This is a genomic window from Asaia sp. W19, assembly GCF_003994335.1.
GTDB lineage: Bacteria > Pseudomonadota > Alphaproteobacteria > Acetobacterales > Acetobacteraceae > Asaia.
This window is the reverse complement of sequence record NZ_PNQZ01000005.1, coordinates 41,306-65,825: the sequence shown is the minus strand read 5'-3', so window position 1 is coordinate 65,825 and position 24,520 is coordinate 41,306. Positions and strand designations below refer to the sequence as shown.

General features: G+C 60.1%; 20 protein-coding genes and 1 tRNA gene. 10 read left to right on the top strand and 11 right to left on the bottom strand.

All coding sequences use genetic code 11. The annotated features are described in order from the left end of the window. Positions 1 to 6 precede the first annotated feature (6 nt). Positions 7 to 396, bottom strand: a complete 390-nt coding sequence (locus C0V97_RS01235) for a hypothetical protein (protein WP_127099947.1) — start codon at positions 394 to 396, stop codon at positions 7 to 9. 58 nt (positions 397 to 454) lie between these two features. Continuing rightward, on the bottom strand, positions 455 to 946 hold the full coding sequence (locus tag C0V97_RS01230) for a hypothetical protein (RefSeq protein WP_127099945.1): 492 nt from the start codon (positions 944 to 946) through the stop codon (positions 455 to 457). A gap of 438 nt (positions 947 to 1,384) precedes the next feature. Here C0V97_RS01230 and C0V97_RS01225 point away from each other — a divergent pair, with 438 nt between their 5' ends. The 4 genes from C0V97_RS01225 to C0V97_RS01210 all read left to right on the top strand — a co-directional run bounded on the left by C0V97_RS01225 (position 1,385) and on the right by C0V97_RS01210 (position 8,198). Then, positions 1,385 to 1,777, top strand: a complete 393-nt coding sequence (locus tag C0V97_RS01225) for a helix-turn-helix domain-containing protein (RefSeq protein ID WP_127099943.1) — start codon at positions 1,385 to 1,387, stop codon at positions 1,775 to 1,777. A gap of 468 nt (positions 1,778 to 2,245) precedes the next feature. Further along, complete coding sequence (locus tag C0V97_RS01220) at positions 2,246 to 5,410, top strand: efflux RND transporter permease subunit (RefSeq protein WP_127099941.1); 3,165 nt, start codon at positions 2,246 to 2,248, stop codon at positions 5,408 to 5,410. Beyond that, positions 5,410 to 6,591, top strand: a complete 1,182-nt coding sequence (locus C0V97_RS01215; RefSeq protein WP_127099939.1) for an efflux RND transporter periplasmic adaptor subunit — start codon at positions 5,410 to 5,412, stop codon at positions 6,589 to 6,591. Before C0V97_RS01220 ends, C0V97_RS01215 begins: the two co-directional genes overlap by 1 nt. After that, positions 6,588 to 8,198 carry an efflux transporter outer membrane subunit gene (locus C0V97_RS01210; RefSeq protein ID WP_127099937.1) on the top strand — a complete coding sequence of 537 codons (1,611 nt, stop codon included), beginning with the start codon at positions 6,588 to 6,590 and terminating at the stop codon, positions 8,196 to 8,198. The genes C0V97_RS01215 and C0V97_RS01210 overlap by 4 nt, the downstream gene beginning before the upstream one ends. A gap of 250 nt (positions 8,199 to 8,448) precedes the next feature. Here the strand turns inward: C0V97_RS01210 and C0V97_RS01205 are convergent, their stop codons facing one another. Together C0V97_RS01205 and uvrA are read right to left on the bottom strand one after the other, a co-directional pair. Then, entirely contained in the window at positions 8,449 to 9,393 is a 945-nt protein-coding gene (locus tag C0V97_RS01205) for a glyoxylate/hydroxypyruvate reductase A (RefSeq protein WP_127099935.1), read from the bottom strand. Next, a complete protein-coding gene (uvrA, locus tag C0V97_RS01200) occupies positions 9,390 to 12,323 on the bottom strand; it encodes an excinuclease ABC subunit UvrA (protein WP_127099933.1) in 2,934 nt (977 codons plus the stop codon). The genes C0V97_RS01205 and uvrA overlap by 4 nt, the downstream gene beginning before the upstream one ends. Before the next feature lie 178 nt (positions 12,324 to 12,501). Here uvrA and ssb point away from each other — a divergent pair, with 178 nt between their 5' ends. The 6 genes from ssb to C0V97_RS01170 all read left to right on the top strand — a co-directional run bounded on the left by ssb (position 12,502) and on the right by C0V97_RS01170 (position 17,793). Next, entirely contained in the window at positions 12,502 to 13,047 is a 546-nt protein-coding gene (ssb, locus tag C0V97_RS01195; protein ID WP_127099931.1) for a single-stranded DNA-binding protein, read from the top strand. A 119-nt stretch (positions 13,048 to 13,166) separates the two neighbouring features. Beyond that, complete coding sequence (gene gyrA, locus C0V97_RS01190) at positions 13,167 to 15,944, top strand: DNA gyrase subunit A (protein WP_370264822.1); 2,778 nt, start codon at positions 13,167 to 13,169, stop codon at positions 15,942 to 15,944. Next, positions 15,934 to 16,461, top strand: coding sequence for a pantetheine-phosphate adenylyltransferase (coaD, locus tag C0V97_RS01185; RefSeq protein ID WP_233581886.1), 528 nt, complete (start codon positions 15,934 to 15,936; stop codon positions 16,459 to 16,461). Before gyrA ends, coaD begins: the two co-directional genes overlap by 11 nt. A 45-nt stretch (positions 16,462 to 16,506) precedes the next feature. After that, entirely contained in the window at positions 16,507 to 16,980 is a 474-nt protein-coding gene (locus tag C0V97_RS01180; protein ID WP_127099925.1) for a peptidylprolyl isomerase, read from the top strand. 120 nt (positions 16,981 to 17,100) lie between these two features. Further along, positions 17,101 to 17,176, top strand: a tRNA-Lys gene (locus C0V97_RS01175). Positions 17,177 to 17,412: 236 nt separating this feature from the next. Next, positions 17,413 to 17,793: a hypothetical protein gene (locus tag C0V97_RS01170; protein WP_127099923.1), complete on the top strand. Its 381-nt coding sequence runs from the start codon at positions 17,413 to 17,415 to the stop codon at positions 17,791 to 17,793. 139 nt (positions 17,794 to 17,932) lie between these two features. Here C0V97_RS01170 and C0V97_RS01165 read toward each other — a convergent pair whose 3' ends face one another. The 7 genes from C0V97_RS01165 to C0V97_RS01135 form a co-directional block, all read right to left on the bottom strand. Continuing rightward, entirely contained in the window at positions 17,933 to 19,705 is a 1,773-nt protein-coding gene (locus C0V97_RS01165; protein ID WP_127099921.1) for a hypothetical protein, read from the bottom strand. Then, positions 19,702 to 20,478 carry a hypothetical protein gene (locus tag C0V97_RS01160; protein ID WP_127099919.1) on the bottom strand — a complete coding sequence of 259 codons (777 nt, stop codon included), beginning with the start codon at positions 20,476 to 20,478 and terminating at the stop codon, positions 19,702 to 19,704. Before C0V97_RS01160 ends, C0V97_RS01165 begins: the two co-directional genes overlap by 4 nt. Further along, positions 20,475 to 20,942 carry a hypothetical protein gene (locus tag C0V97_RS01155; protein ID WP_127099917.1) on the bottom strand — a complete coding sequence of 156 codons (468 nt, stop codon included), beginning with the start codon at positions 20,940 to 20,942 and terminating at the stop codon, positions 20,475 to 20,477. The genes C0V97_RS01160 and C0V97_RS01155 overlap by 4 nt, the downstream gene beginning before the upstream one ends. Positions 20,943 to 21,236: 294 nt before the next feature. Continuing rightward, complete coding sequence (locus C0V97_RS01150) at positions 21,237 to 22,331, bottom strand: hypothetical protein (protein WP_127099915.1); 1,095 nt, start codon at positions 22,329 to 22,331, stop codon at positions 21,237 to 21,239. Further along, positions 22,331 to 22,891, bottom strand: a complete 561-nt coding sequence (locus tag C0V97_RS01145) for a putative phage tail protein (protein WP_127099913.1) — start codon at positions 22,889 to 22,891, stop codon at positions 22,331 to 22,333. The genes C0V97_RS01150 and C0V97_RS01145 overlap by 1 nt, the downstream gene beginning before the upstream one ends. Beyond that, positions 22,888 to 23,985 carry a baseplate J/gp47 family protein gene (locus tag C0V97_RS01140; RefSeq protein WP_127099911.1) on the bottom strand — a complete coding sequence of 366 codons (1,098 nt, stop codon included), beginning with the start codon at positions 23,983 to 23,985 and terminating at the stop codon, positions 22,888 to 22,890. The genes C0V97_RS01145 and C0V97_RS01140 overlap by 4 nt, the downstream gene beginning before the upstream one ends. Beyond that, positions 23,982 to 24,473 (bottom strand): phage GP46 family protein, encoded by a 492-nt coding sequence (locus C0V97_RS01135; protein ID WP_127099909.1) that lies wholly within the window; start codon positions 24,471 to 24,473, stop codon positions 23,982 to 23,984. Before C0V97_RS01135 ends, C0V97_RS01140 begins: the two co-directional genes overlap by 4 nt. Positions 24,474 to 24,520 lie beyond the last annotated feature (47 nt).

Here is a 24,520-nt window from a genome sequence, read left to right as displayed (position 1 = left end):
ACCTTGTTATCGCAGATCCATGTGTCGTCTTGCGTGCCGCGATTTTCTCGTCTCATTGGGAACCTGCCCCGGGCGAGCGGCATGATTGACCCGATCGCTCTGCCCCATTTCGTCATTCAGCTTGTCCATAGCCCTGCGAACACAGGCAGAGCGAACCGTTCCAATCCTGGAGAAACTGGCGCGCTGGCGCCGACATGGCACGGCGCGTAACCGCATGTTCGGATATGGGAGATTGGCTTGCACCAGATCACTCCAGGACAGATCGAGATCCGCCCGGTGACGCAATTCCGATGACACGACAAACGGACAGACAAATGTCGTGGCGATGGTCACACCGATAACCAGAAAAAAACCCTGGCGGCATGCGACGACGTCTCCAACAGAAATGCTGGCCACGCCTTTAATCCATAATTATGTGATGATAGAAACTATATACTATGTTTATTCAAATAAATCAATATTTTTTATTCTTATAATATTCACTCAACTGCTCAAGAGCGAGGGCACATTGTGCGACGGTCTTCGTGCGCGCCTGCGCCCTCGGGCCTGCCGGGTAAATCAGTCGGGCCATTTCAGGAAAGCTCATCTCCCGCACGAGCATCATGTCGATACGCGCTTGCACCGCCGTCCCGAGAGTCTCGCTGAGTTGTCTCAGTCTCTCGGCGCATTTTCCTCGCCCCAACATCCAGGTGTGGATATCGCCTTTCTCGACGGGACGATCTGCGTCAGGAGAGTCGACCACCCCTAGTACGGCAAAATCATATTCCTTGCGCCAGCGCGTGGCAGCAGCCACCTCATCATCGCCGATATCCCCTGCCTCTTGAAGCTTGATCACGGTGCTCAGCACCTTGAGCGCATCGCCCTGCTTTCTAAAACGATCGCGCTTCATGCGCTCGGGCGTCGGCACAACCGCCTCCTCCTGCAAAATGTCCTGCCGTCTCCTCATATCCTGCCCCTAACCCAATCAACTGCCTCAGCCGCGCAACCCTATCGCGTCACATAGTCGACGCTCCATGTCATCCCTGTATCTCGCACACGGGGCTAACCGCTCCGAAAGGCCACCCTGCGATAGTCCGGGGCGATTTCCTCCTTCCACAGCGCTTGCCAACTCACAGGATGTCCTGCTGGCAGAGCGCCAGTATCATCGCGCTCCTCGGGCCCCGGCCGCGGTATTCGCGCAGAAGCCGGCCCTACTGACATCCCGAGACCTGCCAGAGCGCGGACGAGATCCGCTCCTGTCGCAGCACGCCGACCCTTATCTCGACTCAATCTCATCACTTCCTCCCGGATCCAGCTTTTATGGCATTTTGCCATCAGCGTGCGCAGCGCAAGGGTGCGCAAATACCCACTGGATTTGGCAATGAGCCATTGCTATGAATGTCACATGGCCAAACACAAACGCCCTGACACACTTGCGATCGTTCAGCGCGCCATAGGCAAACGCATCACCTGGGCAAGGGAACTCGTCTTCCCCAATCAGAGTGAATGCGCACGCCTTCTTGGCGTCGACGCCTCAACTCTCAACAAGATCGAGAAAGGGGATCGCGCGCCAAGCGTCTTTCTCATCCTCTCTCTGTCGAACCGGCTACGGGTCTCGACCGACTTCCTTCTGAAGGGGGTTTTGAACGGACGTACGGACGAAGAGATGGCCCTTCGTCTTGCCGCTCTGCACCCAGAGCTGGTGCTCCAGCCCACGGACACGGCGTCTCACAAGGGCAGAAACATGCTTTCCGACATGCCTGATCAGCCCAGGATACCAGATGGGGACCATTTTTAGCGTCCTTGTTGTCATCGCTCATCCAGAACACAGCCTTCTTCACTCGCAGACACGGCGTGCGACGCTGCACGCAGCAAGAACAGAACGTGAACAAGCACGCTTTCCCTGCTCCTCGCGTCTCACGCCGTCGCGTATTGATCAGCTTCAACCGACCAGCTGCGCCTTGAAGTCGATCCGACTTCTGGACGATTAACGTCTTATTAATGGCATTGAGCCATAATGTCAAGAATCCATCATGGCGTTGCGCCATAGAATGGCCTCGCATCAGGTTGTTGCCCATTTTGTAAAACAACATTTATGCGACATTTTATGTCTGCGCTTATACGATCCGAAGATGAGTGATCTGAATAAGTAATGGGTGACGCAAAGCAGTCGCTATCATTTTCTTAATGTTAATTCGGATTAATGAAACAACACAAACTGCCGTAAGGCATCTTCCCTTCGTACGAGAAGAGAGCGCATGAATTCATGAACGCCATCGTCGTAACTGCCTTAAGGCGGCCCCTTACCTTTGTCGTCTTTTCGATCCTGATTCTGATGTTCGGAATCATGTCGATCTTCAAGACGCCTACCGACGTATTCCCCGAAATCAAGGTGCCGGTCGTCTCGGTCATCTGGACCTATCCCGGTCTCCTGCCGAACGAATTCGCCGGACGAATCACCTATAATTTCGAACTGGCAGTCACGACGACTGTGCAGAACATCGAGCATATGGAGTCGAATTCCTATTACGGGCGTTCGATCGTCAACATCTACTTCCAGCCCGGCACTCCTGTCGGCACGGCTGAAGCAGAAGTGACCGCCATCTCACAGACAATCCTGCTTGGCCTGCCTCCCAAGGTCCCGGCTCCCATGATCGTCGCGCTCGATCCCTCGCAGGTTCCCGTCATCGCGCTTCAGATCACCTCCGAAAAACAGACCCCCTCCGACCTGTTCAAGCTCGGCGTCATCCGTGTACGTCCGCTTCTTGCCACGGTTCCGGGCGCGGTCGTCGCCCATCCCTATGGGGGTATGGACAGCTTCGTGATGGTTTCGCTCAATCAGGAGCAGCTTCGCGCCCATCACCTGTCGGCCGCCGATGTGCAGGCAGCGCTCACCGCGCAGAACATCGTTCTCCCCGCCGGTGACCAGAAAATCGATGCGACAGACTGGATGGTCCAGACAAACGCGGCCCCGGAATCGATGGAAGACATCGCCAATATCCCGGTCAAGCGCGTAGGCAATGCCGTCATTTATATCCGTGACGTGGCCGATGTGTATCGAGGCGGTCATCCCCAGACCAACCTCGTGCTCGTCAAGGGCCGCCAGGCCGTCGAGATGATCACCCAGAAGGGCGGCACGGCCTCCACCCTTGACGTCGTTTCCGCCACCAAGGCCCTTCTGCCACGCCTGCGCGCCATCCTGCCTCCGGACGTCCAGGTCTCCATCCTCGCCGATGCCTCAGTCATGGTGAAGGAACAGATCAAGGATGTTGTTCGTGAGATGATCACGGCCTCCATCCTCACCGGTATCGTGGTGCTCCTGTTCCTTGGTTCGTGGCGTTCCACCGTCATCATCGCCACATCGATCCCGCTCGCCATTCTCTGCTCGATCATCGGGCTCGGCTGGGCAGGGCAATCCATCAACATCATGACCCTCGGCGGACTTGCCCTCGCCGTAGGTATCCTCGTCGACGATGCGACCGTGATGATCGAGAACATCGATACCCATCTCGAAATGGGCAAGGATCTCGAACTCGCCATCATCGACGCCGCCAACCAGATCGTCATTCCTACCTTCGTCTCCACCACCTGCATCTGTATCGTGTGGCTGCCGCTCTTCGAGCTCTCAGGAGTCGCGGGCTATCTCTTCATGCCCATGGCGCTCGCCATCATGTTCGCCATGATCGCGTCCTTCATCCTGTCGCGTACCCTCGTGCCCACCATGGCGAAGTTCCTCCTCGCCGGTCAGATCCATCACGCCCACGGCCATGACGATCACGCGCCGGCGCCCAAGGGCTTCTTCGGACGCTTCCAGCGCGGCTTCGAGCATCGCTTCAATAATTTCCGCGAAGGCTACAACACGCTGCTTACACGGTGCGTAGCGCGTCGCGGCATGTTCGTCGGCGTATTCCTGCTGATCTCCGTCGCCTCGCTCGGCCTCTACGGTGTAGCCGGTCGTGACTTCTTCCCCGAGGTCAAATCCGGCGCGCTGCAGATGCATATGCGCGCGCCGCTCGGCACCCGCATCGAGGTCGCAGGGCGTATTGCCGCCCTGGTCGATAACCGCATCAACCAGCTCCTGCCGGGCAAGGTCGAGAACATCATTTCCAATTGCGGCCTGCCCGAGGGTCCGCACAACCAGGCCTTCATCCCCACGCCGACCGTCGGCACGCAGGATTGCGATCTGACCATCGCGCTGAAGGACGAGGAATCCCCCGTCTGGGATTACCGCGCCCTGCTTCGCAAGGATCTCTCGGCACGCTTTCCTGGTACCGTCTTCACCTTCCAGCCTGCCGATCTGACCGACAAGATCCTGAATTTCGGCTCAGCTGCGCCGATCGACATTCAGCTCTCCGGCCCGAGCGTCTCTGACAACTACAACTATGCCAAGCATCTGATCGGCAAGATCCGCCAGATCCCGGGCACCGCCGACGTGGTCATCCAGCAGACCATGTCCACCCCTACCCTCATGGTGAATGGCAACCGTACCTTCAGCCAGGCCACCGGTTTGAGCGAAAACGATCTCGCCACCAATGAACTTCTGACTCTCGCCGGTTCTGGCGTGGTCGATCCCCAGTTCTGGCTCGATCCGGTCGATAACGTGACCTTCCCGCTCAACGTCTATACGTCGCAGGACCAGCTCACCCACCTGAACGACCTGCTCACGGTTCCAGTCGACAAGGGTGACGGCAACCCCAACGACCAGACACAGCTTCTGGGCGCCATTGCCGATGTCGTACCCACCGGTACGCCAGGCGAGGTCTCACATTACAACTCGATGTCCGAGATCGACATCTACGTGAACGTCGAGGGCACCGATCTGGGCAACGTGCTCGACGCCGTGAACGACACCATCGCCAAGGATGCCCCCAACCTGCCGCGCACAACAGCGGTCGATGTTCATGGTCAGGCCACCACCATGCATGGTGCCTATGTCCAGCTCGTCTTCGGGCTCTGCGTCTCAGTCGTGCTGATCTATCTGCTGATCGTCGTGAACTTCCAATCCTGGCTGGACCCGTTCATCATCATCACGGCCCTTCCCGGTGCGCTGGGCGGCATTGCCTGGGCCCTGTTCCTGACCGGCACCCGCCTGTCGGTTCCGGCCCTCACCGGCGCCATCATGTGCATGGGCACAGCGACAGCCAACTCGATCCTCGTCGTGTCCTTCGCGCGTGAACGCCTCGAAGTCCATGGCGACGCGCTGCGCGCTGCCATCGAGGCGGGTTACGGTCGTATCCGCCCTGTCCTCATGACCGCGCTCGCCATGATCGTCGGCATGATCCCGATGGCGACTTCAAACTCCACCAACGCGCCGCTCGGCCGCGCCGTCATCGGCGGCCTGATCGTGGCTACCATCTCCACCCTGCTCTTCGTGCCCTGCGTCTACGCGATCCTGCACAACCGCTCTGCCCGCCAGAAGGAAACCGTCTAATGGCCACCTCCCCCAAGATCATCGCTGTTGCGGGAGGATGCGTCCTCGCGCTCTGGGTCGGCGCCCTCGTTGTCGGTCGCGTCCACCACAATCACGCCCTCGCCACCGAAACGGCGCAGAACGCCATTCCGAACGTCGCGGTGCTGAATCCTATCCAGTCACCTGACAAGGTGGCCCTCACCCTGCCGGGCAATATCGACGCCTGGTATCAGGCCCCGATCTATCCGCAGGTCTCGGGCTACGTGAAAATGTGGTTCAAGGATTACGGCGCCCATGTGAAGGCGGGCGATGCGCTGGCCGAGATCAATGCGCCCGCGCTGGACGCGCAATACGCGCAGGCCCAGGCCGATCTGAATGCCGTGCTCGCCAAATACCACCTTGCGGCTGTCACAGCCGAACGCTGGCGCGCCATGGGCAAGTCACAGTCGGTATCAGGCCAGTCCGTCTCGGTCTCGAACGCGAATGAGCAATCGGCCAAAGCTGAAGTCGACGCTGCACAACGCAATGTCGACCATTTCGCCGCCCTCGAGAAATTCAAGACGATCGTTGCGCCATTCGACGGCATTGTGACGTCGCGCAGCATCAACGTAGGCGATTACGTCCATGATGGCGGTGGCAACCTCAACAGCACAGGCGCCGCGTCAGAGCTTTTCACCGTGGCCGACGTGCACAAGCTGCGCCTCTTCGTCTCCGTGCCTGAAGTGTTCTCCTACATCCTCCAATCCGACATCACCGCCGATGTCAGCGTGCCCCAGTTCAAGGACAAGAAGTTCCACGCGAGCTTCCTGACCACGGCGCGCGGCTATGACCCGAACACCCGCACCGTGACCTCCGAATTCACCATGGAAAACCCTGGTGAAGTCCTGTGGCCGGGCACCTTCGCCTCGGTCCAGCTCAAGGCACATAACGAGACAGCACATCTGTACGAGGTCCCCACCTCCGCCCTCGTCTTCGAGGAAAAGGGCATGCAGGTCGTCGTCGTGAATGACGACAACACGGTGCATTACAAGAATGTCGTCGTAGGACGCATGGCCGATACCTCGACCGAAATCCAGGCGGGCATCTCGCCCAAGGATCGCATCATCGCCAACCCGCCCGCCGACCTGCTGGAGGGTGACAAGGTCACCGTCACCACCCCACAGCGCGGCTATAACCAGTCCGGATTCGGGGCATCGGAATGAGCACACACAAGATCAAGAAGCTGGTTCTGGCCTGCGGCACGGTTCTGACGGCATTCGGCCTCTCAGCCTGTGACCTCGCGCCAACCTACAAGCCCCCCACCTTCGTCGTGCCAGCCAGCTGGCACGGTCAGGGTCCCTTCGCCACCGCGACGCCAGCCGATACGACCCTTCCCACCAATTGGTGGACGTTGCTGAACGACCCGCTCCTCAATCAGATGGAAGCCACGCTCACAACGTCGAACGCTGATCTACAAGCTGCTGCGGAGCGTTTCATCCAGGCCCGCGCCCTTGTAGTGCAGGCCCGTTCGGAACTCCTGCCTCATCTTGCCATCGGCGCAGGCGCCTTCGATAACAAGCAGTCCGAAGACCGTCTGTTCCGATACAAGGGTAATATCACGGAGACGGATGAGGAATATCACGGCCTTGCCTCCTGGGAGCCGGATTTCTGGTCCGCCATACGCAATCATGTGCGCGCCAGAAAGCAATATGCTCAGGAAAAAGCGGCCGATTTCGCCATGTCGCGGCTGAGTCTTCAGGCGGAGCTCGCTTCCGACTATGTGCAGTTGCGCGGCTATGACGCTCAGATCGCCATCTATAACCAGTCGATCGGCTACTACCAGAAAGCCCTGCAGATCACGCAGAACCAGTTGCTGAATCAGGCAGCACCGCGTCTTGATGTCGCCCGTGCGCAGGCACAGCTCTATTCCACCCAAGCCGCCGAACTCGACGTCCAGGCCGCACGCGAGGTCACGGAACATGCGATCGCCATCCTGACCAACGCGTCACCCTCCTCTTTCCATATTGCCCCGACGCAAATCATGGGCTTCCATCAGCCCAGCATCCCCGCTGGCGTTCCATCAGAGCTTTTGCAGCGCCGCCCGGATATTGCCAGCGCCGAACGCGAAATGGCCCAGGCCAATCGCGAAATCGGTATTGCACGCGCCGCGTTCTATCCGCATGTCTCGTTGCAGGCCGGTGGTGGCTTTGCCCAGAATGGCTTCGATCTGGCCAATCTGGCAAATTCGCTCTGGTCGTATGGTGCTTCCTTCGAGTTGCCCATCTTCGAGGGTGGCCTAAGGCGCGCAGAGCTCCAGCATGCCTGGTCGGCCTATCGTGAGACGCGCGACAATTACCGCAGCAAGGTGCTGGACTCCTTCCGCGAAGTGGAAGACGGGCTGTCTCGCACCAACCGGCTCGCTCAGGAGAACCGGACTCTCGAGAAAGCGGTGGATGCCACGCTGGCTACTCAGAACATGACCATGACGCTCTATCAGGGCGGAGTGGGCACGTATCTCGAAGCCATCTTTGCTCAGGTACAAACGCTCGAAACGCGCATCCATCAGATCGAGGTCGCAACGCGCCTCTATCAGGCAGATATCGGCCTCATCCGCTCGCTGGGTGGTGGCTGGAACGTCAAGCTCCTGCCGACAATGGACCAGACGCTGTCGATCACCCCGCTGCAATATGACGCCCTGCATCATCCGCAACCTGTCGGAGGCGTGGATATCTCACAGCATCCGGAGCAGTTCGAAAATCTCAGCAGCGCCGCCCCTCAGGCCCCCGCTGCAGCAACGGGTAAGATGCTGCGTCCCATGAGCGAGCAATAAAACCCGGTATCGCTGGCCTTTCTGTGGGGGCCAGCGAATATTTTTCGGAATCTCGTTCGGTCAGCGGGCCTCAAAACGTCAGCACCTGCGAGACGCCGCGCCCTAGGCGGGTCGAGCCTCAACGACCCGGCGGTGTTCCAGGAACCGTCTTACATGCCGCACGCAAGCCCATGAACGTGCTTGGCTAGCGAGCGCCGAAAAATCGGCCTCTTTTGACCTGACAGACCCTCACACTATTTAGACAGCAGCCTTAGTAGCCCAGTTCCCGGTTCACGGAATCCGGAATGAGCCCCTGATCATAGAAAGCCTGGATGTTCTGTGCCGCCAGATTGGACGCCGTCCCCGTCTGGGTTGGTGCCGTGATATGCGGCAGGATTGTCACCTTTGGATGAGACCAGAGCGGGTCTTCCTTGGGTAGAGGTTCGCGCTCGAAGACGTCCAGCACGGCATGCCCCAGATGCCCCCGGTCAAGGGCTCTGGTCAGTGCTTGCTGATCGATGATCGGCCCACGAGCGAAATTGATGATCGAAGCCCCCGACTGCATCTGGCCAAAGCGCCAATCATCGAGGAGGCCTCGTGTCTGGGGTGTCAGGGGAAGCAGAACCACAACAATGGCGCTCTGGCGCAGGATCGCCTCGAGACCTGAGGGACCGTATTTCATCGGAATATCCGCACGCGCCCAGGGAGTACGGCTCCATCCCATAACCGGAAACTCGTTCTCCTTCAGCCTGTGCGCCGCTGCCCGACCCAGATTCCCCATCCCCAGAATGCCAATGGGACGATCCTCGGGCATCACGAGGGGCTGCTGATGCCAGCGCTTCTTTTCCTGCTGCTCCCGATAAGCGGGCATGTCCCGATGCAGATAGAGCGTCCAGGCCAGAACCGCCTCTGACATGGTCAGGGCAAGCTGCGGATCTGTCATGCGTACGATGCGCACGCCACGACGTGGCATTTCCTCGACGAGACGTTCAACACCCGCCCAAAGGCTTTGCACCCACTCGAGCATAGGCAGATCGGCCAGATCAGCCGGATCGGGATTGGCGACAACCGCCATACGCGCCGTCCGCCGCTCTCCATCCGTCAGATCCTCGAAGGGCAAGACACGGATGTTGTTCAGGGCCGCATTGATCGACTCCAGACTCTCCTGCCTCTCCTTGGGAGTGATCCGGCCACAGAACGGCACTAGAATGGTCATGACGCACGCACCTTTTTTCGAGCCACTACCGTGGTCTTCTTCTTTTTGACGGATGTCTCGACTGCCACCGGTCTGGAAGGGAGGAGCGGTTCGAGGAAACGCCCGGTATGGCTCCCCGCGGTCGCCGCGATAACCTCAGGTGGGCCCTCGGCGACAATCCTGCCCCCACCATCGCCCCCTTCCGGCCCGATATCAATGAGCCAGTCCGCTGTCTTGATCACGTCCAGATTATGTTCGATCACAAGAACGGTATTCCCTTGATCGACCAGCGCATGCAGCACGTCCAGCAATTTGCGCACATCCTCGGTATGAAGCCCTGTCGTTGGCTCATCGAGGATATAGAGCGTGCGTCCAGTCGCTCGCCGTGCCAGCTCCTTCGACAGCTTCACACGCTGGGCTTCCCCCCCTGAGAGTGTGGTCGCCTGCTGACCAAGGGTCACATAACCAAGCCCGACTTGCTGGAGGATCGCCAGCCTGTCGCGGATTCGCGGGACCGCGTGAAAAAACGGAAGCGCCTCGTCAACCGTCATGGCCAGCACATCGGCAATCGACTTGCCGCGGAACTTCACGTCCAGCGTCTCGCGATTGTAGCGCTGCCCCTTGCAGGTATCGCAGGTCACAAACACGTCGGGCAGAAAATGCATCTCGATCTTGAGAACGCCATCGCCCTGACAGGCCTCGCATCGCCCGCCCTTGACATTGAACGAGAAGCGCCCCGGCTTGTAGCCGCGCGCCTTGGCCTCGGGGAGCTCTGCAAACCAGTCGCGTATCGGGGTGAACAAATCCGTATAAGTCGCCGGGTTTGAACGCGGTGTCCGCCCGATCGGGGACTGATCGATGTCAATGATCTTGTCGAGATGCTCCAGCCCCTCCAATGCCCGATACGGCAAAGGAGATTGGTTTGCGCCCATCAGCTCGCGAGACAGGGCCTTGTAGAGCGTATCCACGACAAGGGTCGACTTACCCCCTCCTGATACACCGGTTACCGCGACGAAGCAGCCCAGCGGGAAACGCGCGGTCACGTCATGCAGATTATTACCCGTTGCGCCCACCAGAGTGAGCATGCGCTCCGCGTCATAGGGTCGTCGCTTTGCGGGCACCGGGATCATGCGCCTGCCGGAAAGATAATCTCCCGTAATGCTGTTCTCGTTCTTCGCCACCTCTTCCGGGCGACCGCTCGCAACCACCGTGCCGCCCAGCGCGCCTGCCCCGGGGCCCATATCGATCAGCCAGTCCGCCGCTCGGATGGCGTCCTCGTCATGCTCGACCACGATCACCGTATTTCCCAGCTTCTTGAGCCGGTCGAGCGTTCCGAGTAGTCGCTCGTTATCGCGTTGATGAAGCCCGATCGAAGGCTCGTCGAGTACATAAAGCACACCCGTCAGCCCGGATCCGATCTGACTCGCCAGGCGAATGCGCTGGCTCTCCCCGCCTGAAAGTGTTGCAGAGCCGCGCGACAAGGTCAGATAATCGAGCCCCACATCATCCAGAAAGCGTAGGCGATCGAGAATCTCGCGCAGAATGCGCCGGGCAATCTCAGCGCGCTGCGGTGTCAGAGAGGCTTCTACCCCCCCAAACCAGTCGAGCGCGCGCCTGATCGTCAGGTCTGAGGCCTGGGCGATATTGAGATGGTTGATGCGTACGCAGAGCGCCTCAGGCTTGAGACGCGCGCCATGACAGGCATGACAGGGTACGTCAGACTGGTAGCGCGACATTTCCTCACGCACCCACATGCTGTCCGTCTCGGCCAGACGGCGCTGAAGGTTGCGCATGACCCCTTCGAACGGCTTTGTCAGCTCGTAAGCGCGCTTGCCATCCTTGTAGGTGAACAGGATCGAGTCCTCGCTCCCCTCCAGCAGCGCCTTTCGAAAGGCCTCGCCCAGCTTTTTCCAGGGCGTCGTCATCTTTTCCCTGAAATGCTTCGCCATCGCCTCGAGCGTCTGGTCGTACCAAGGGGTCTTGGCGTCCCGCCACGGCGCAAGAGCGCCCTCGGCGAGGGAGAGACTTTCATCGGGCACGATCAAACGGGCGTCAAAATGCGTCTCGGTGCCAATGCCGTCGCAGACCGGGCAGGCCCCCATCGGCGCATTGAACGAAAAAAGACGCGGCTCGATTTCCTCCAGCGTGAAACCGCTCACCGGGCAGGCGAACTTCGCCGAGAAGACGATGTGCTCGCTCTCGCCATCCTCTCCCGCACGGCGCACCTGCTCCGCATAGGCCACGCCATCGGCCAGGCCCAGCGCGGTTTCGAAGCTGTCGGCCAGCCGGGTCTCGATACCCGGCTTGACCACGACACGATCGACCACAACTTCCACCGTATGGCGTAGCTTGCGGTTCAGATGGGGTGCCTCAGCAATTTCATACGTTTCGCCATCGACCTTCACCCTTGTGAAGCCCTTGCGCTGGAGCTCCGCCAGCTCCTTGCGGTACTCCCCCTTGCGATCACGGATGACGGGGGCCAGCAGCATCAGCCGCGTCCCTTCTTCCATTGTCATTACACGATCGACCATCTGACTCACCGTCTGCGCCTCGATGGGCAGGCCGGTAGCCGGCGAGTAGGGAACGCCCGCCCGCGCCCAGAGCAAGCGCATATAGTCATGGATCTCGGTAATCGTCCCTACGGTCGAACGCGGGTTCTTCGACGTGGTCTTCTGCTCGATCGAGATGGCAGGTGACAGCCCTTCGATGGAGTCCACATCGGGCTTACCCATCAATTCCAGAAACTGACGCGCATAGGCTGAAAGGCTCTCGACATAGCGCCTTTGCCCCTCGGCGTAGATTGTATCGAAAGCGAGAGACGACTTGCCGGAGCCCGACAGCCCCGTGATTACCGTCAGCTGGTCCCTGGGAATATCGGCGTCGATATTCTTCAGATTGTGCACACGGGCACCGCGTACACGAATGGACTGGTTGTACGGCAGATCAGACATCAGCACCACGCGTCAGGAACAGGGACAGGAGAAGGGGATCAGCAAACGAGAACGTTTCAGGACCTATGTAAGATTGCCGGTCACAGGATTAAAGTCGAGCCTGACGAAGCCCCGGGCGTGACGGCGACGCGTTGCTGAGGTAGGATGGTGTGTTTTTCAGTATGTAAGGTCGGTCGCCATGGCAGGAAGTGTGAACAAGGTCATTCTGGTGGGAAATCTGGGCCGCGACCCGGAGACCCGGAATGCGCAGTCCGGCGCCAAGATCGTCAACCTTACCGTCGCAACTTCCGAAAGCTGGAACGACCGCGCCTCGGGCGAGCGCAAGGAGCGCACCGAGTGGCACCGCGTCGTGATCTTCAATGAGCGTCTGGCCGATGTCGCCGAGCGTTTCCTGCGCAAGGGCCGCAAGGTCTATGTCGAAGGCCAGCTCCAGACCCGCAAATGGACCGACCAGTCGGGTCAGGAGCGCTACACGACCGAGATCGTTCTGGACCGTTTCCGTGGCGAGCTCACCCTGCTCGATAACAACCGTGACGGCGAGTCCGGTGGAGGCATGGGCGGTGGCTATGAAAGCGGCCCATCACGCTCCTATGGCGGCGGCAATGCCCCGGCTCGCAGTGGCGGCGGTGGCATGAATCAGCCCCCCGCGCGCAACACCGGCGGGAATAATGGCGGTGGCTGGGATGCGCCGGGCGGTGATCTGGACGACGAAATTCCGTTCTGAGCCCCCTCGTCCGACTCTCTCCTCCCTGACCGACACAGCAACAAGACGGACCTGCCTTGACCGACCTGACGCCGCCTGCCGCCCCGACTGACCAGATCCCGGTGACCATCGAGGAGGAAATGCGCTCCTCCTATCTCGCCTATGCCATGTCGGTCATTGTGTCGCGTGCGCTGCCGGATGTGCGTGACGGCCTCAAGCCGGTCCATCGCCGCATTCTCTACGCCATGCGCGAGAGCGGCTTCACCTCCGACAAGCCCTATCGCAAATCGGCCCGTGCGGTCGGTGACGTCATGGGTAAATACCACCCCCATGGCGACAGCTCGATCTATGACGCCATGGTGCGTATGGCCCAGTCCTGGTCCATGCGCGTCCGTCTCATCGATGGTCAGGGCAATTTCGGCTCGGTCGACGGCGACAGCCCGGCCGCCATGCGTTATACTGAAGCACGTCTGGCCAAATCGGCGTCCTTCCTGCTCGACGACATCGACCGAGATACGGTCGATTTCCAGCCGAACTACGACGAAAGCGAGAGCGAACCCAAGGTTCTGCCCGCTGCCTTCCCTAATCTTCTGGTCAATGGCGCCTCCGGCATAGCCGTAGGCATGGCCACCAACATTCCAACGCACAACCCCGGCGAAGTCATCGACGCGACCCTCGCCCTGATCGAAAACCCGGAAGCCACCCTTGATGATCTGATGAAGATCATCCCCGGCCCGGATTTCCCTACGGGCGGCATCATCATGGGCCGCCGCGGCATCCGCCAGGCTTTCGAAACGGGTCGCGGTTCCGTACCCATGCGCGCGCGCGCCGAGATCGAGGATATCCGCAAGGACCGTCAGGCGATCATCGTCACCGAAATTCCCTATCAGGTGAACAAGGCGACATTGCAGGAAAAGATCGCCGATCTCGTTCGTGCCAAGGAAATCGAGGGTATTTCCGACATACGCGATGAGAGCGATCGCTCCGGCATGCGTATCGTGATCGAGCTCAAGCGCGACGCAACCCCGGAAGTCGTGCTGAACCAGCTCTATCGCTTCACCCAGCTTCAGACCTCCTTCAGCGTCAACTGCCTTGCCCTCGATGACGGCAAGCCCCGCACCATGGGGCTCAAGGATGTTCTGGAAGCCTTCATCCGTTTCCGCGAAGATGTCATCCTGCGCCGGTCGCGTTTTGACCTGAACAAGGTGCGCGATCGCGGCCATCTGCTGGTCGGTCTCGTCATCGCGGTCGCCAATATCGATGAAGTCATCGCGCTCATCCGAAGCGCCCCCGATGCCGCCACTGCACGCGAATCGCTCATGGCCCGCGCCTGGAACGCCGCCGACGTGCAACCGCTCATCGAGTTGATCCACGATGAGGGCAATGTCATCATTGATGGCAAGGTTCATCTGACCGAAGTTCAGGCCCGTGGCATTCTGGAACTGCGTCTGCAGCGCCTGACCGGACTGGAACGTGACAAGATCCAGGGCGAGCTGAGCGAGGTCGCCACCAAGATCAACGAACTGCTTGAGATCATCGGCAGCCATGTCCGTCGCATGGAAGTCATGCGTCACGAGTTGCTCCTGGCCCGCGCCGAAATCGCCACCCCGCGCATGACCGAGATCTCGGACGCACTGGGCGACCAGTCGGATGAAAGCCTGATCGAACCCGGCCAGATGGTCGTCACCATCACGCGTGACGGCTTCATCAAGCGTACCCCGCTTGAAATCTTCCGCGCCCAGAACCGGGGTGGTCGTGGCCGCACGGCAGCAGGGCGGCGTGGTGACGATGTCATCGTCAACAGCTTCAACGCCCACACCCATCAATGGGTCATGTTCTTCTCCTCGGGCGGCAAGGCCTATCGCGAGAAAGTCTGGCGCCTGCCAGAGGCCTCACCCACCGCCAAAGGGCGCGCTTTGGTCAATCTCCTGCCTGACCTCGGCACGGATTCGATCACGGCCATTCTCGCTCTCCCGCAGGAAGAAGAGCAGTGGGAAGACCTGCACCTCGTCTTTGCGACGGCCAGCGGCAATGTCCGACGCAATCGCCTGAGCGATTTTAAGAATATCCGCGCCTCCGGCCTGATCGCCATGAAGCTCGATGAGGGCGACAGCCTTGTCGGTGTTGCCACCTGCCGCGAGGGTCAGGACGTCTTCCTGGCCACGCGCAAGGCCCGCTCCATCCGCTTCCAGATCACCGATGATACGCTGCGCGTCTTCGCCGGACGCGACAGCTCGGGCGTACGCGGTATCCGTCTTGCCACAGGCGATGAGGTCAATTCGCTCTGCATCCTCAACCATGTCGACGCCAGCGTCGAGGAACGCTCCGCCTATCTGCGTGCGGCCAACGCCAAGCGACGCGCGGAAGCTGCGGCCAATGCCGCAGGCACCGAGGAGGAGATCGAGGAGATCGCCTCTGACGACGCCGATGAAGCCGTCGATGCCGGCGATCTGACTCAGGAACGCTTCGACGAGCTCGCCGCGCAGGAAGAGATCCTGCTCACCGTCACTGACGCCGGCTTCGGCCGCCGCTCCTCAGCATACGAATATCGGGTCAGCGGTCGCGGTGGCCAGGGCATTGCCAACATGACCCTCACCAATCCCAAGCGCGGTCGCGAGGTCGTTGCGACCCTGCCCACACTCGACGGCACCGACGTCATGATGGTCACCGATGTGGGCCGCCTCATCCGCGTCCCCGTTTCGCAGGTGCGCGTCATGGCCCGACAGGCCAGCGGCGTCACCCTATTCCGCGTCGGGGGAGAGGAGCGCGTAACCAGCATCTTCCCGGTTGCCGAATCCGAAGGCACCGAGGCTGATGACGCTGAGACCTCTCTCGAGGAATCCGACGCCATCGCAACATCCGACTCCGCGCCTGAACCCCCTGAAAGCCCAGCCGCGCCTGAAGACAGTGCAGGCTGAGTTCCTTCCCGGCGGCAGACGTGTCGGGTTCTATCCCGGCACGTTCGACCCCTTCACGATTGGTCATCGCGACATAACGCTTCGCGCGCTCGCACAATTCGATGAGCTGGTCGTGGGCGTAGCGCTCAGCGCCGCCAAACGCCCGCTACTCTCTCTGGATGAGCGCTGCAGCGTCATCGAACAGACGCTTCTGCCTCTGTGCCCCGGTGGAAAGTCCCTTCGGGTTGTCGGGTTTGACACGCTCATGATTGAGGCCGCCCGCAAGGAGGGTGCCCATTGCGTCATTCGCGGTCTGCGTTCCTCAGCCGATTTCGAATCAGAGAGCCAGATGGCGGCCATCAATCGACAACTCGCTCCCGAGCTCGAAACGATGTTCCTGACCGCCCGGGAAGAACACCGGCTCGTTGCCTCGCGCATCGTGCGCGAGCTTCTGGCCTTCGGAGGGGATATAAACCCGTACGTTCCCGCGAATATCGCCCGTCTTCTCTTGTCGAAAGCAGGAAAGAGGCCGACATAGGCCGCGTGGCCTTTTCAGGCTCCGCAAACACAAGGATAGAAGTCAATGTCCGAGACCAATAACCGCCTCGTCATGAAGCTCAAGACCGGCGATGTCGTGATCGAACTCCGTCCCGACCTCGCCCCCCTCGCTTCAGAGCGCCTGCGCACCCTTTCCGAGCAGGGCTTTTATGACGGCGTGAAGTTCCATCGCGTCATCGAGGGCTTCATGGCACAGGGCGGCGATCCGACAGGTACCGGTTCGGGCGGCAGCGACCTGCCCGACCTGAAGGCCGAATTCACCCGTGAAGCGAAGTTCGAGCGTGGCACGCTGGGCATGGCACGTACCATGAACCCGAACTCGGCCAACAGCCAGTTCTTCATCATGTTCCAGCCCACCCCCTCCCTAGACGGCCAGTACACGATTGCCGGTCAGGTCGTTTCGGGTATGGAGCATATCGACCAGATCAAGCGCGGTGCCGGTGCATCGGGCATGGTCAAGGACCCCGACACCATTCTCTCCATGCGTCCTGAAGCCTGATTTCCACCGCCCGGCCGAAAACCGGGCGACTACGCAGGGTAATACCCTGCCGAAAACCGGCGGAACCCGATTCAGTCGGTTGACGGCTTCTGGCGCTTCCTGTAGCCAGACGCCTCAAGTGAACCGGTAGCTCAGCCGGTAGAGCATTCGACTTTTAATCGAATGGTCGTGGGTTCGAGTCCCACCCGGTTCACCACCCCCCAAAAACAGTATGGTCGGCAGAATACCCCATTGCGGCGGATATGGATGCGTTGTCCGGCACAAGGCTGCGTCTCTCACGCCCCTTCGCCGAAAGAGGGCCGATGACGCGTGACAATTGCGTCACATCTTCACAGGCCCGATCGGATGATCCTATGATCTCAATATTCGAAGGAACATACCACGTATATACTGTCGGGAAATTAACGAGAACTCCCTTATGGAGCCATTGTCGTGCGTTATCTCCCGCATCTTATCCCGCTCTTGGCCCTATTTCTATGGGGCTCGGCTGATTACACAGCCGCCGCTACGCCTCTTCCGCAGGGACCCGTTATTCTGGGTTTTGATCGAGATCTGATCTTCCGGGATAATCGGACAAACATCGCCCATATCGGCGTTCGTGACAGCTATGGAATCAACGATGCGATGGAAGCGGGCGACAGAGCCCGCATCGAAAGTCTTCGTGCGGTCGTGGCTTCAGCGGAAAATGCCCCTCCGCTACGCAAGATGATGATCGCTCTGTGTGATGCCTCCATTGCGCGCGTGGACGGTGATTTCGCCCATTCATCGAATATCATCCTGCAAGCTCTTCACGAGGCAGGGAAGTTCGGTTGAAGCGGGACATTGATTTTGGAACAGAGGGACAAGCGAAATGGAACCCTTTTACCCTGTTCAAACGACAGAAAATCCCTGCTTGAGCTGCGTTAAAAGTCTATCCGGTTGAGCATGTTTCTGGCGGGTTGATGTCTTTACGTCACTGGCCGCGCTCCACGGTTGCGAGATTGGGCGCTTTCGCCTCGATCACGACAGAGGCATATTGGCCCGGCAGGGTGTACGGCCCCGTCTGGGCCTGGGTGACGTAACTGCCGAGTGTCAGCCCCGCTGCCGGGGCAAGCGTAACGGCCCCGGTCCCGGCCTGGGTGACGGTGATGCGACACCCAACGAGTGTCCAGTTCGCCACAGTGATCGTGACCGCCGAGCTTGAGTTTACAGCAAGGGTTCGCCCACAATGGGCGGTATTGCTCAGGGTGGTGTCTGCCGTGATCGTGTCCACGGGGTGGGCATATTGCTGGCTCTGCCAACTGCCATCCATGCGGAACTCAAAAATGTTGGCCCCGGCGTTCACATCCTGCATGGTGATGCGCTGCGGGTTCGCTTCCCAGTTCAGATTGAACTGGTTCGTGTTCACCGCATAGGCGTGCAGGATGTTCTTCTGCCCTGCCACGCCCGGCGTGACCTGGGCGTTCAGCGCGCCATTGCCGGAATAGGCGTTGAGACTGGTCGCGCCCGAGATGTTGGACAGGATCGCGCCTGATACATCGAGCGGTGTCGCGGGCAGCGGGTTGAGTACCCCGAGGCGACCATTCACCCGGTCGATCGAGAAATAGGGGGCGTTCGTGAAATTGCCCCATTTCGCGTCGCTGAAGCGGTAGTAATCGGCGTTTCCCATCGGCGTATAAACGAGAAAATCGTGCTGCGATCCTTCAGCGTTGCCGAAACGGAAATACGTGCCCGCCGTGGCGCTTGCCGACGAAGCAAGGGCGGCCTTGCTTAGGGTCATCGTCTTGGTGCCTGCGCCGGAGACGATGGTGGTCCCTGCCGGGAACAGGCCATATTCTGCGGGCGTGTCCAGGATCTGCCCCGTATCGCCTGGGAATGTACACCCGCCAACGCATGTGATTGTGGCGCTTCCCTTGGTGACGATGCCATAAGCCGTGGTCATGCCCCAGGGCACAAGTTCTGTGCCTGTTGTTTGCCACATGAACGGAACCGGCTGCCGGTTGAACGTGCCATCATAGGTAAACCGGCTGATCTCGAAATAATCGACGCCCACATCGGGGCCATATGCCACCCTCGGCCCCCAGCCGACCGCCCCGTGCTCGAAATTGCCCCCATAAGTCATGTCGGGGCCGTCAAAAGCTATCGCAGCAAATCCGTTCGCATTGGTTGTCTTGATGGCCAGGGCGTTGTTTGATCCGGTGTTGTTCTCAATCGTGAACTCACCTTTATTGGCGTCATACCAAAGCCCGGTGAACATGCCGGATTGCTGGGGGTCCAGGACAACAAAGCCCGCCTTCATTGGATCGCCTGACGTTGTTACGCTCCCGGTGAGCGAACCGCCGGAAAGGGAGAGGTAGGATGTGGCGGCCTCCGCCTTGCTCAGTGTGCCTGACTGCAGGGCGGCGATATTGCCCGCATTGGCTGCCTCTGCCGCCGCGGCCCGGTTGGCCTCGGTCTGCACGGCTGCGGATACGGCAGCGGGCGTTGTATAGGTCGATGCGGCTGCCGAGGTCGTCAGGTAGTCCGCCAGTGCGCTCTGCATCTGATCCGAAGTGACCGCCGACGAGATCCCTGCCTGAAGGGTAGCAAAGGTGACGACGCCCGATCCGTCTGCATTGCGCGCCGTGCCAAGCGGCGTATTCATGGGCAGGCCATTCGGCGGTACGAATTGCGCCGTGGAAGGCTGCGCAAGGGCAGCGGCGGGCATTGTCCCGACCGCAAGCAGGAGAAAGAGGAAGCGCTTCATTGAATGATCCCGGTCAGGGTTGGAATATTGGCGTTGCTCCACCAGCCTCCAGCGCTTGGCGGAGAGAATGGCAATGAAGCCATCCATGCGGCCATCTGGGCGCTATTGATCTGCGTGGATCGGCGGCGGGGTATGCCGACAAAGGTCATCACTCCCCCGTTGTTCCACCATCCACGCGAGGGTGAGGATATGGGCAAAGACGCGAGCCACGCGCCCATGCCAGTGCACGTAATGGTTAGGCCCGGTATCGAAGCATCACTGAAATCCGGTCGTCCCGCGAAATTCGGAATGCCTGCATTGTTCCACCACCGGTCTCCCACGGGCTGATCCACACCAAGACAGGCAAACCAGCCCTCCATCCCACCACTGTCGATGAATGGTGCTATCGGGCCTGGCCCAGGTTGTGGAATCGGAGGAATAAGAGCCGGAATACTGCTGACAGTGATGGATACGGCGATCTGATAGGTGTTTCCAAGACTGGAGAGGACGCCCACGTTAACCGTAATGCTGCCGGCGACGAGCCATCTGATATAAGCCGTGACGCATGATCCGTAGGATGAGACCCACGCGATCGAACCAAATGACCCAGGGTCGAAGTCGAATGAGAGGACGGCTTCGTTAGGTCCCAGGATCTCCGAGAAATCGACGCTGTAGTCTGCACCGCCGTTCAGATTGCTATCGGGCCATACCAACTGGGCCTGAAGAACCGAACGCAGGTTCGGATTGGCAAGCATAAAAGGACGCACAATCCGTTCAGATGGACGCCAGATCATGAATGCACCTTTCCTGCCGAAGCGGTCTCATCGACGCCGTTGGTCGTGGAGCGATCACCAGTTCCTGTGGTAAGCGCGGTGTCGTCCGATGCGATTTTCCAAGGAAAAGCCGGGATAAGCGGAAAGACGGTAGGTTCCAGCCCGAAACGCATTTCGACATCGTGACATCTCAGCCTCGCGCCGATGAGATGCACGTGGATCTCCTGCAGAAGATCGCCGGTCGCAACTTCCCGCGCACGGGCAGAGAGCTCATTGGCCAGAGATCGTTCAAGCGCAGCTGAGAGCATTGCCTGCTGTTTCTGGCTCTGATCGACTAGAGTGAGAGCCTGCTGTCCTGCGTCCAAGCGGTTGCGCTGTGCCTGCAAACGCGCACGGATCACCGTTCCACCCCACGTCAGGATGCCCCCGATCACGGCACCTCCCGGACCGCTCCATGTTTCCCATAAAGCTGCAATGTTGATCATGAGCAGACGACGCTACCGACGATCTTGGCAATGTCGTCGCCAGGGCGCACGATCCGCGCTGATGAGCGCCATGTCATGGGAGTTATCCCGCTGTGCTGCTGGACGGCGCAGTGTAGCTGCTACCGATCGGATATGCTCCGTTAGGATCGGCTACGATCGCTGTACCCGTAGGGGGCAACCAATCAGCGGTCCCATCCCATAACACTCGGTCGATAACGTATCCGATCGGATGCTCAACCGTAGCTGCGGTAAGATATACCGAGTAGGCGTCAGGCTGCGTCATGTTTGTACTCCTCAGGCGCTAAATTCATCGATGATGCCGACGCCATTGGCTCCTGCGCCTCCCGCATTTTGGGCTGCTTGCTGGTTCGCATGAGCGCCGCCGCCGCCGCCCCAGCCGCCTGCGTTCCCGCCCGGCTGCGATGTGCTGCCATTATAGCCAGTGATGCCGGACCCACCCGCACCCATAGGGCTGTTGCTACCAGGGGGAGCAGCGGCTGTTCCCAGTACAGCGACACCGGGCAAACCGCCCGCTGCTGCAACCGCGTAAACAATGTTCGGTCCGCTCGGCATTCCATTACCAGGGCATCCCGGAATTGACGACGCAGCGCTGGAGGATGTTTGTATTCCGGCATAGCCGCCAAGCCCACCGGGGCATGAGAGCGCAGCAAACGAGCCAAACGGGCCGAATGTGGTGGCGCCTCCGGTTCCGCCCGCCTTGCCAGTCACACCAACGCCACCAACGCCGATGCTGATCGGGATCTGCTGACCAGGAGTGACGGGGAAGATTGCTTCTACATAAGCACCCGCGCCACCGCTTGAGGCGCAGGAAGATCCATTGCCGCCGGTGTTATCAGCGCTCCCCCCAGCCGCGCCGCCCGCAGCCTGGAGGCGAACACGAATTTTATAGACGCCAGCCGGGACTGTGTAAGTCTGGGACGATGTAATGACGGTCGTATTGAGGTAGCGACCGGGGTTATATTGTGCCGCATACGTCTCGGTCGCCAGTCCTGCGAACAGATTGCCCCACGACGCGCCAGACTCACCGGGCGTGGTCAGGTTGTTTGCAACGGTCGAGAGCCAGAATACTCCTGCAGAGGACGCGTCCTGGACGAGAAACCTGTTCGGGTATCCACCGATCAGCTTGGCAAAGGCCGCAGACCAGACGGGCGCGTTGCCGAGTACTTTGATAGCGGCCTGAAGCTGCGCAAGGTTGACAGGGTCAGGCGTCTGCCCCGAGGCTTCGATAGCCCCAACGATCTCTTCCTGTGTCGCGGTACGGTCCGCAGCAACCAGACTGGTCCCCTGCGCCTGTCCAGGCACCTTGTCCGCATAAACGCGCTTTCCTGCGGCGTTGGTGGTGTAGCCGCTGGCCTGAGTGCGATCCATCAGACATATACCCCCTGAACCATGAAGACGACGATCGTGTCTGCGGGCGCGTTGAGCTTTATGGCGGCGCGCAGATTGGCGCTGTCCTGATCCATGTTGACGATCCAGTAGAAACGCAGCGTGTAGTCGCTACAGATTGCCTCGCCGCAAACAGCCGGGCCGCAAATGGCAGGATCGGGCTCGATGATGGTGATTGTGACGCCATAGCTCGCGGCCATGCGCTCATAGAACTCGAAGGTCTGTCCGCTGGAGGCGACCCATCGCTGTCCCAGAAGCTGCTGAAGCTGGGCCTGGCTGAGATCTCCGACATCGCGGCCGAGCGGATCTGGTCCGAGAAGGGACTGATAGTCGCTCAGTAGGGTGACGGCAGAACCGGGCCAGATCTCCGAGGTCAATGCGGCGATATCGGCTTCGAGCTGTGCGCGGGGAATAGCGAGGGTCCGATACAGCGCCGCGAGGTTCGTCGCCCTGTCCCTGGACCAGGCATTGCCAGACGGCGTCAGTTCCTCGACCCATTGCGTGGCAATCTGATCAGCAGTGCGGGGCGCAAGCATCGTCATGACGACCCGCCTCCTGCCTGCCAGGTGATCGTTCCCAGGATGGTCAATTGATTGATCGGCACTAGAAGATCATTTGCAGGAGCAATCAGCGTGTTCTGTGTTCCTGCGACCGCCGCGATGGCTGCTTCGAGAGCGGCGATCGTGATGCGGCCGCTCGTATTCTTTCCCCCGATGCCAGCCGCCAGGAAAACCGGTGCCAGAGCGGCCTGAACGGCGGCTTGCGCAGCACTCGTGTCCGGGTTGAGTGCGATCGTCATGTTCTGAGGGACGATCTGCGCCGAATAGACGGTGGCGTTGCCTCGGACGGGTCGCACACTATCGATATAGGTCTGGATAGCCACGATCTGAGCGGGTGTGGGAGCAGTCGGCCCTGCCATGGCGACAATGATGCCAACGGTTCCTGGACCGTCATAGGCGCGCACCGCATAGACATAGGCGGCGCCTGCAGCCAACGCCCATGTTTCATAGTTGGCGAGCGTGCCGCCACTCGACCGGTTCTGGATAACGCTGATGATCCGCGCTTTCCAGGCTTTAGCGCTCTCGATCGCAGCCCCGCCGGCAATCCCGCTCTGATCCGAAACAATCGAAACGACGCCGGCTATCGGCGAGACGAGCTGCGCGGACGTGTTGGCCGCCAGATTGCCAGCGGTTCCGGCGCTGGTTGCCATCACCGGCACGGATGCCGTTGCGTTGGCTGCGATATCGGTTGCTGTCGTCACGGCCCATTGGGTCGAGCCGTCAATCGTGATCAGGGTTCCAACGGGGATATCGACGGCCTGAGACGTAGCAAAGATGAAATTACCGATCGCAGAAGACGCGCTTTCTCGCGGCACGCCCCAGATCTCGGCGTGGTTCGGTAGCAAGCCGCTTTCGGTGGATGTCGAGACGATCAGTTCAAGCCCGATGTCACGGGCGTAGAGATAGACCTGATAGAGGTCGAGGGCGCTGATGATGGAGAGCGCCTGCTCCAGCGTCTGGGGAGCTGTCGCATCGAGACGCACCACAGACCCGTCCGAGGCAGTGAATTCCTGCTGCGCAAGCGCCGCTGCAAAGCGTTGGGCGAGTGTGTCGGGACTTGGGATGGGTAAAGTCATAGCGTCGTCACCGGCGCATTGACGGAAAGCCCCAGCGCTTGCGCTGTGATGATCAAAATGCCCGGCTTTTTGTCGTACCAGGCAGCGTCGATATCGACCTCGATGCCATGATAATCGACGATCGAGGCAACCGCTTCATTGGCATAATCGAGCGCCGCGACACGGGTCGCTTCCGAGGCGCGCCCACGAGAGAGCAACCATAAGCGTGACCCAAAGCGCTGGCCGTCTTCCAGGAGAACGTCACCCACCCATCCCCTGCGGGAAAAAAGCGGCGCCTGGGTTCCTGCCGGCGCTGTCTGCATTTCGGGTGCGACATCATCGCTCGCCGCGCGCCGATCAGAACACAGCGCGACCAGGAGGGGCGTTGCTGGCGTGCGGTCGATCGCAATACGCCCGCGCCCATTCCCGACGGGATCGATGAAGAGATCGATCACTCCCGGGCCGGGTTTGATCCCGAGTTTCATGCTGGAAAAGGATGCGGCCGACATGAGGGGAGAATGTCATGTCTGCGCCCCGCCCATACCCCCGACCGATT

Excerpts from the sequence above, each read along its gene's own strand:
- C0V97_RS01145 (WP_127099913.1), bottom strand. The coding sequence starts at position 22,891 with ATGACGATGCTTGCGCCCCGCACTGCTGATCAGATTGCCACGCAATGG.
- ssb (WP_127099931.1), top strand. The coding sequence starts at position 12,502 with ATGGCAGGAAGTGTGAACAAGGTCATTCTGGTGGGAAATCTGGGCCGC.
- C0V97_RS01140 (WP_127099911.1), bottom strand. The coding sequence starts at position 23,985 with ATGACTTTACCCATCCCAAGTCCCGACACACTCGCCCAACGCTTTGCA.
- C0V97_RS01180 (WP_127099925.1), top strand. The coding sequence starts at position 16,507 with ATGTCCGAGACCAATAACCGCCTCGTCATGAAGCTCAAGACCGGCGAT.
- C0V97_RS01150 (WP_127099915.1), bottom strand. The coding sequence starts at position 22,331 with ATGGATCGCACTCAGGCCAGCGGCTACACCACCAACGCCGCAGGAAAG.
- C0V97_RS01225 (WP_127099943.1), top strand. The coding sequence starts at position 1,385 with ATGGCCAAACACAAACGCCCTGACACACTTGCGATCGTTCAGCGCGCC.
- C0V97_RS01210 (WP_127099937.1), top strand. The coding sequence starts at position 6,588 with ATGAGCACACACAAGATCAAGAAGCTGGTTCTGGCCTGCGGCACGGTT.
- C0V97_RS01155 (WP_127099917.1), bottom strand. The coding sequence starts at position 20,942 with ATGATCAACATTGCAGCTTTATGGGAAACATGGAGCGGTCCGGGAGGT.
- uvrA (WP_127099933.1), bottom strand. The coding sequence starts at position 12,323 with ATGTCTGATCTGCCGTACAACCAGTCCATTCGTGTACGCGGTGCCCGT.
- C0V97_RS01220 (WP_127099941.1), top strand. The coding sequence starts at position 2,246 with ATGAACGCCATCGTCGTAACTGCCTTAAGGCGGCCCCTTACCTTTGTC.
- C0V97_RS01205 (WP_127099935.1), bottom strand. The coding sequence starts at position 9,393 with ATGACCATTCTAGTGCCGTTCTGTGGCCGGATCACTCCCAAGGAGAGG.
- C0V97_RS01165 (WP_127099921.1), bottom strand. The coding sequence starts at position 19,705 with ATGAAGCGCTTCCTCTTTCTCCTGCTTGCGGTCGGGACAATGCCCGCC.
- C0V97_RS01215 (WP_127099939.1), top strand. The coding sequence starts at position 5,410 with ATGGCCACCTCCCCCAAGATCATCGCTGTTGCGGGAGGATGCGTCCTC.
- C0V97_RS01135 (WP_127099909.1), bottom strand. The coding sequence starts at position 24,473 with ATGTCGGCCGCATCCTTTTCCAGCATGAAACTCGGGATCAAACCCGGC.
- gyrA (WP_370264822.1), top strand. The coding sequence starts at position 13,167 with ATGCGCTCCTCCTATCTCGCCTATGCCATGTCGGTCATTGTGTCGCGT.
- C0V97_RS01230 (WP_127099945.1), bottom strand. The coding sequence starts at position 946 with ATGAGGAGACGGCAGGACATTTTGCAGGAGGAGGCGGTTGTGCCGACG.
- C0V97_RS01160 (WP_127099919.1), bottom strand. The coding sequence starts at position 20,478 with ATGATCTGGCGTCCATCTGAACGGATTGTGCGTCCTTTTATGCTTGCC.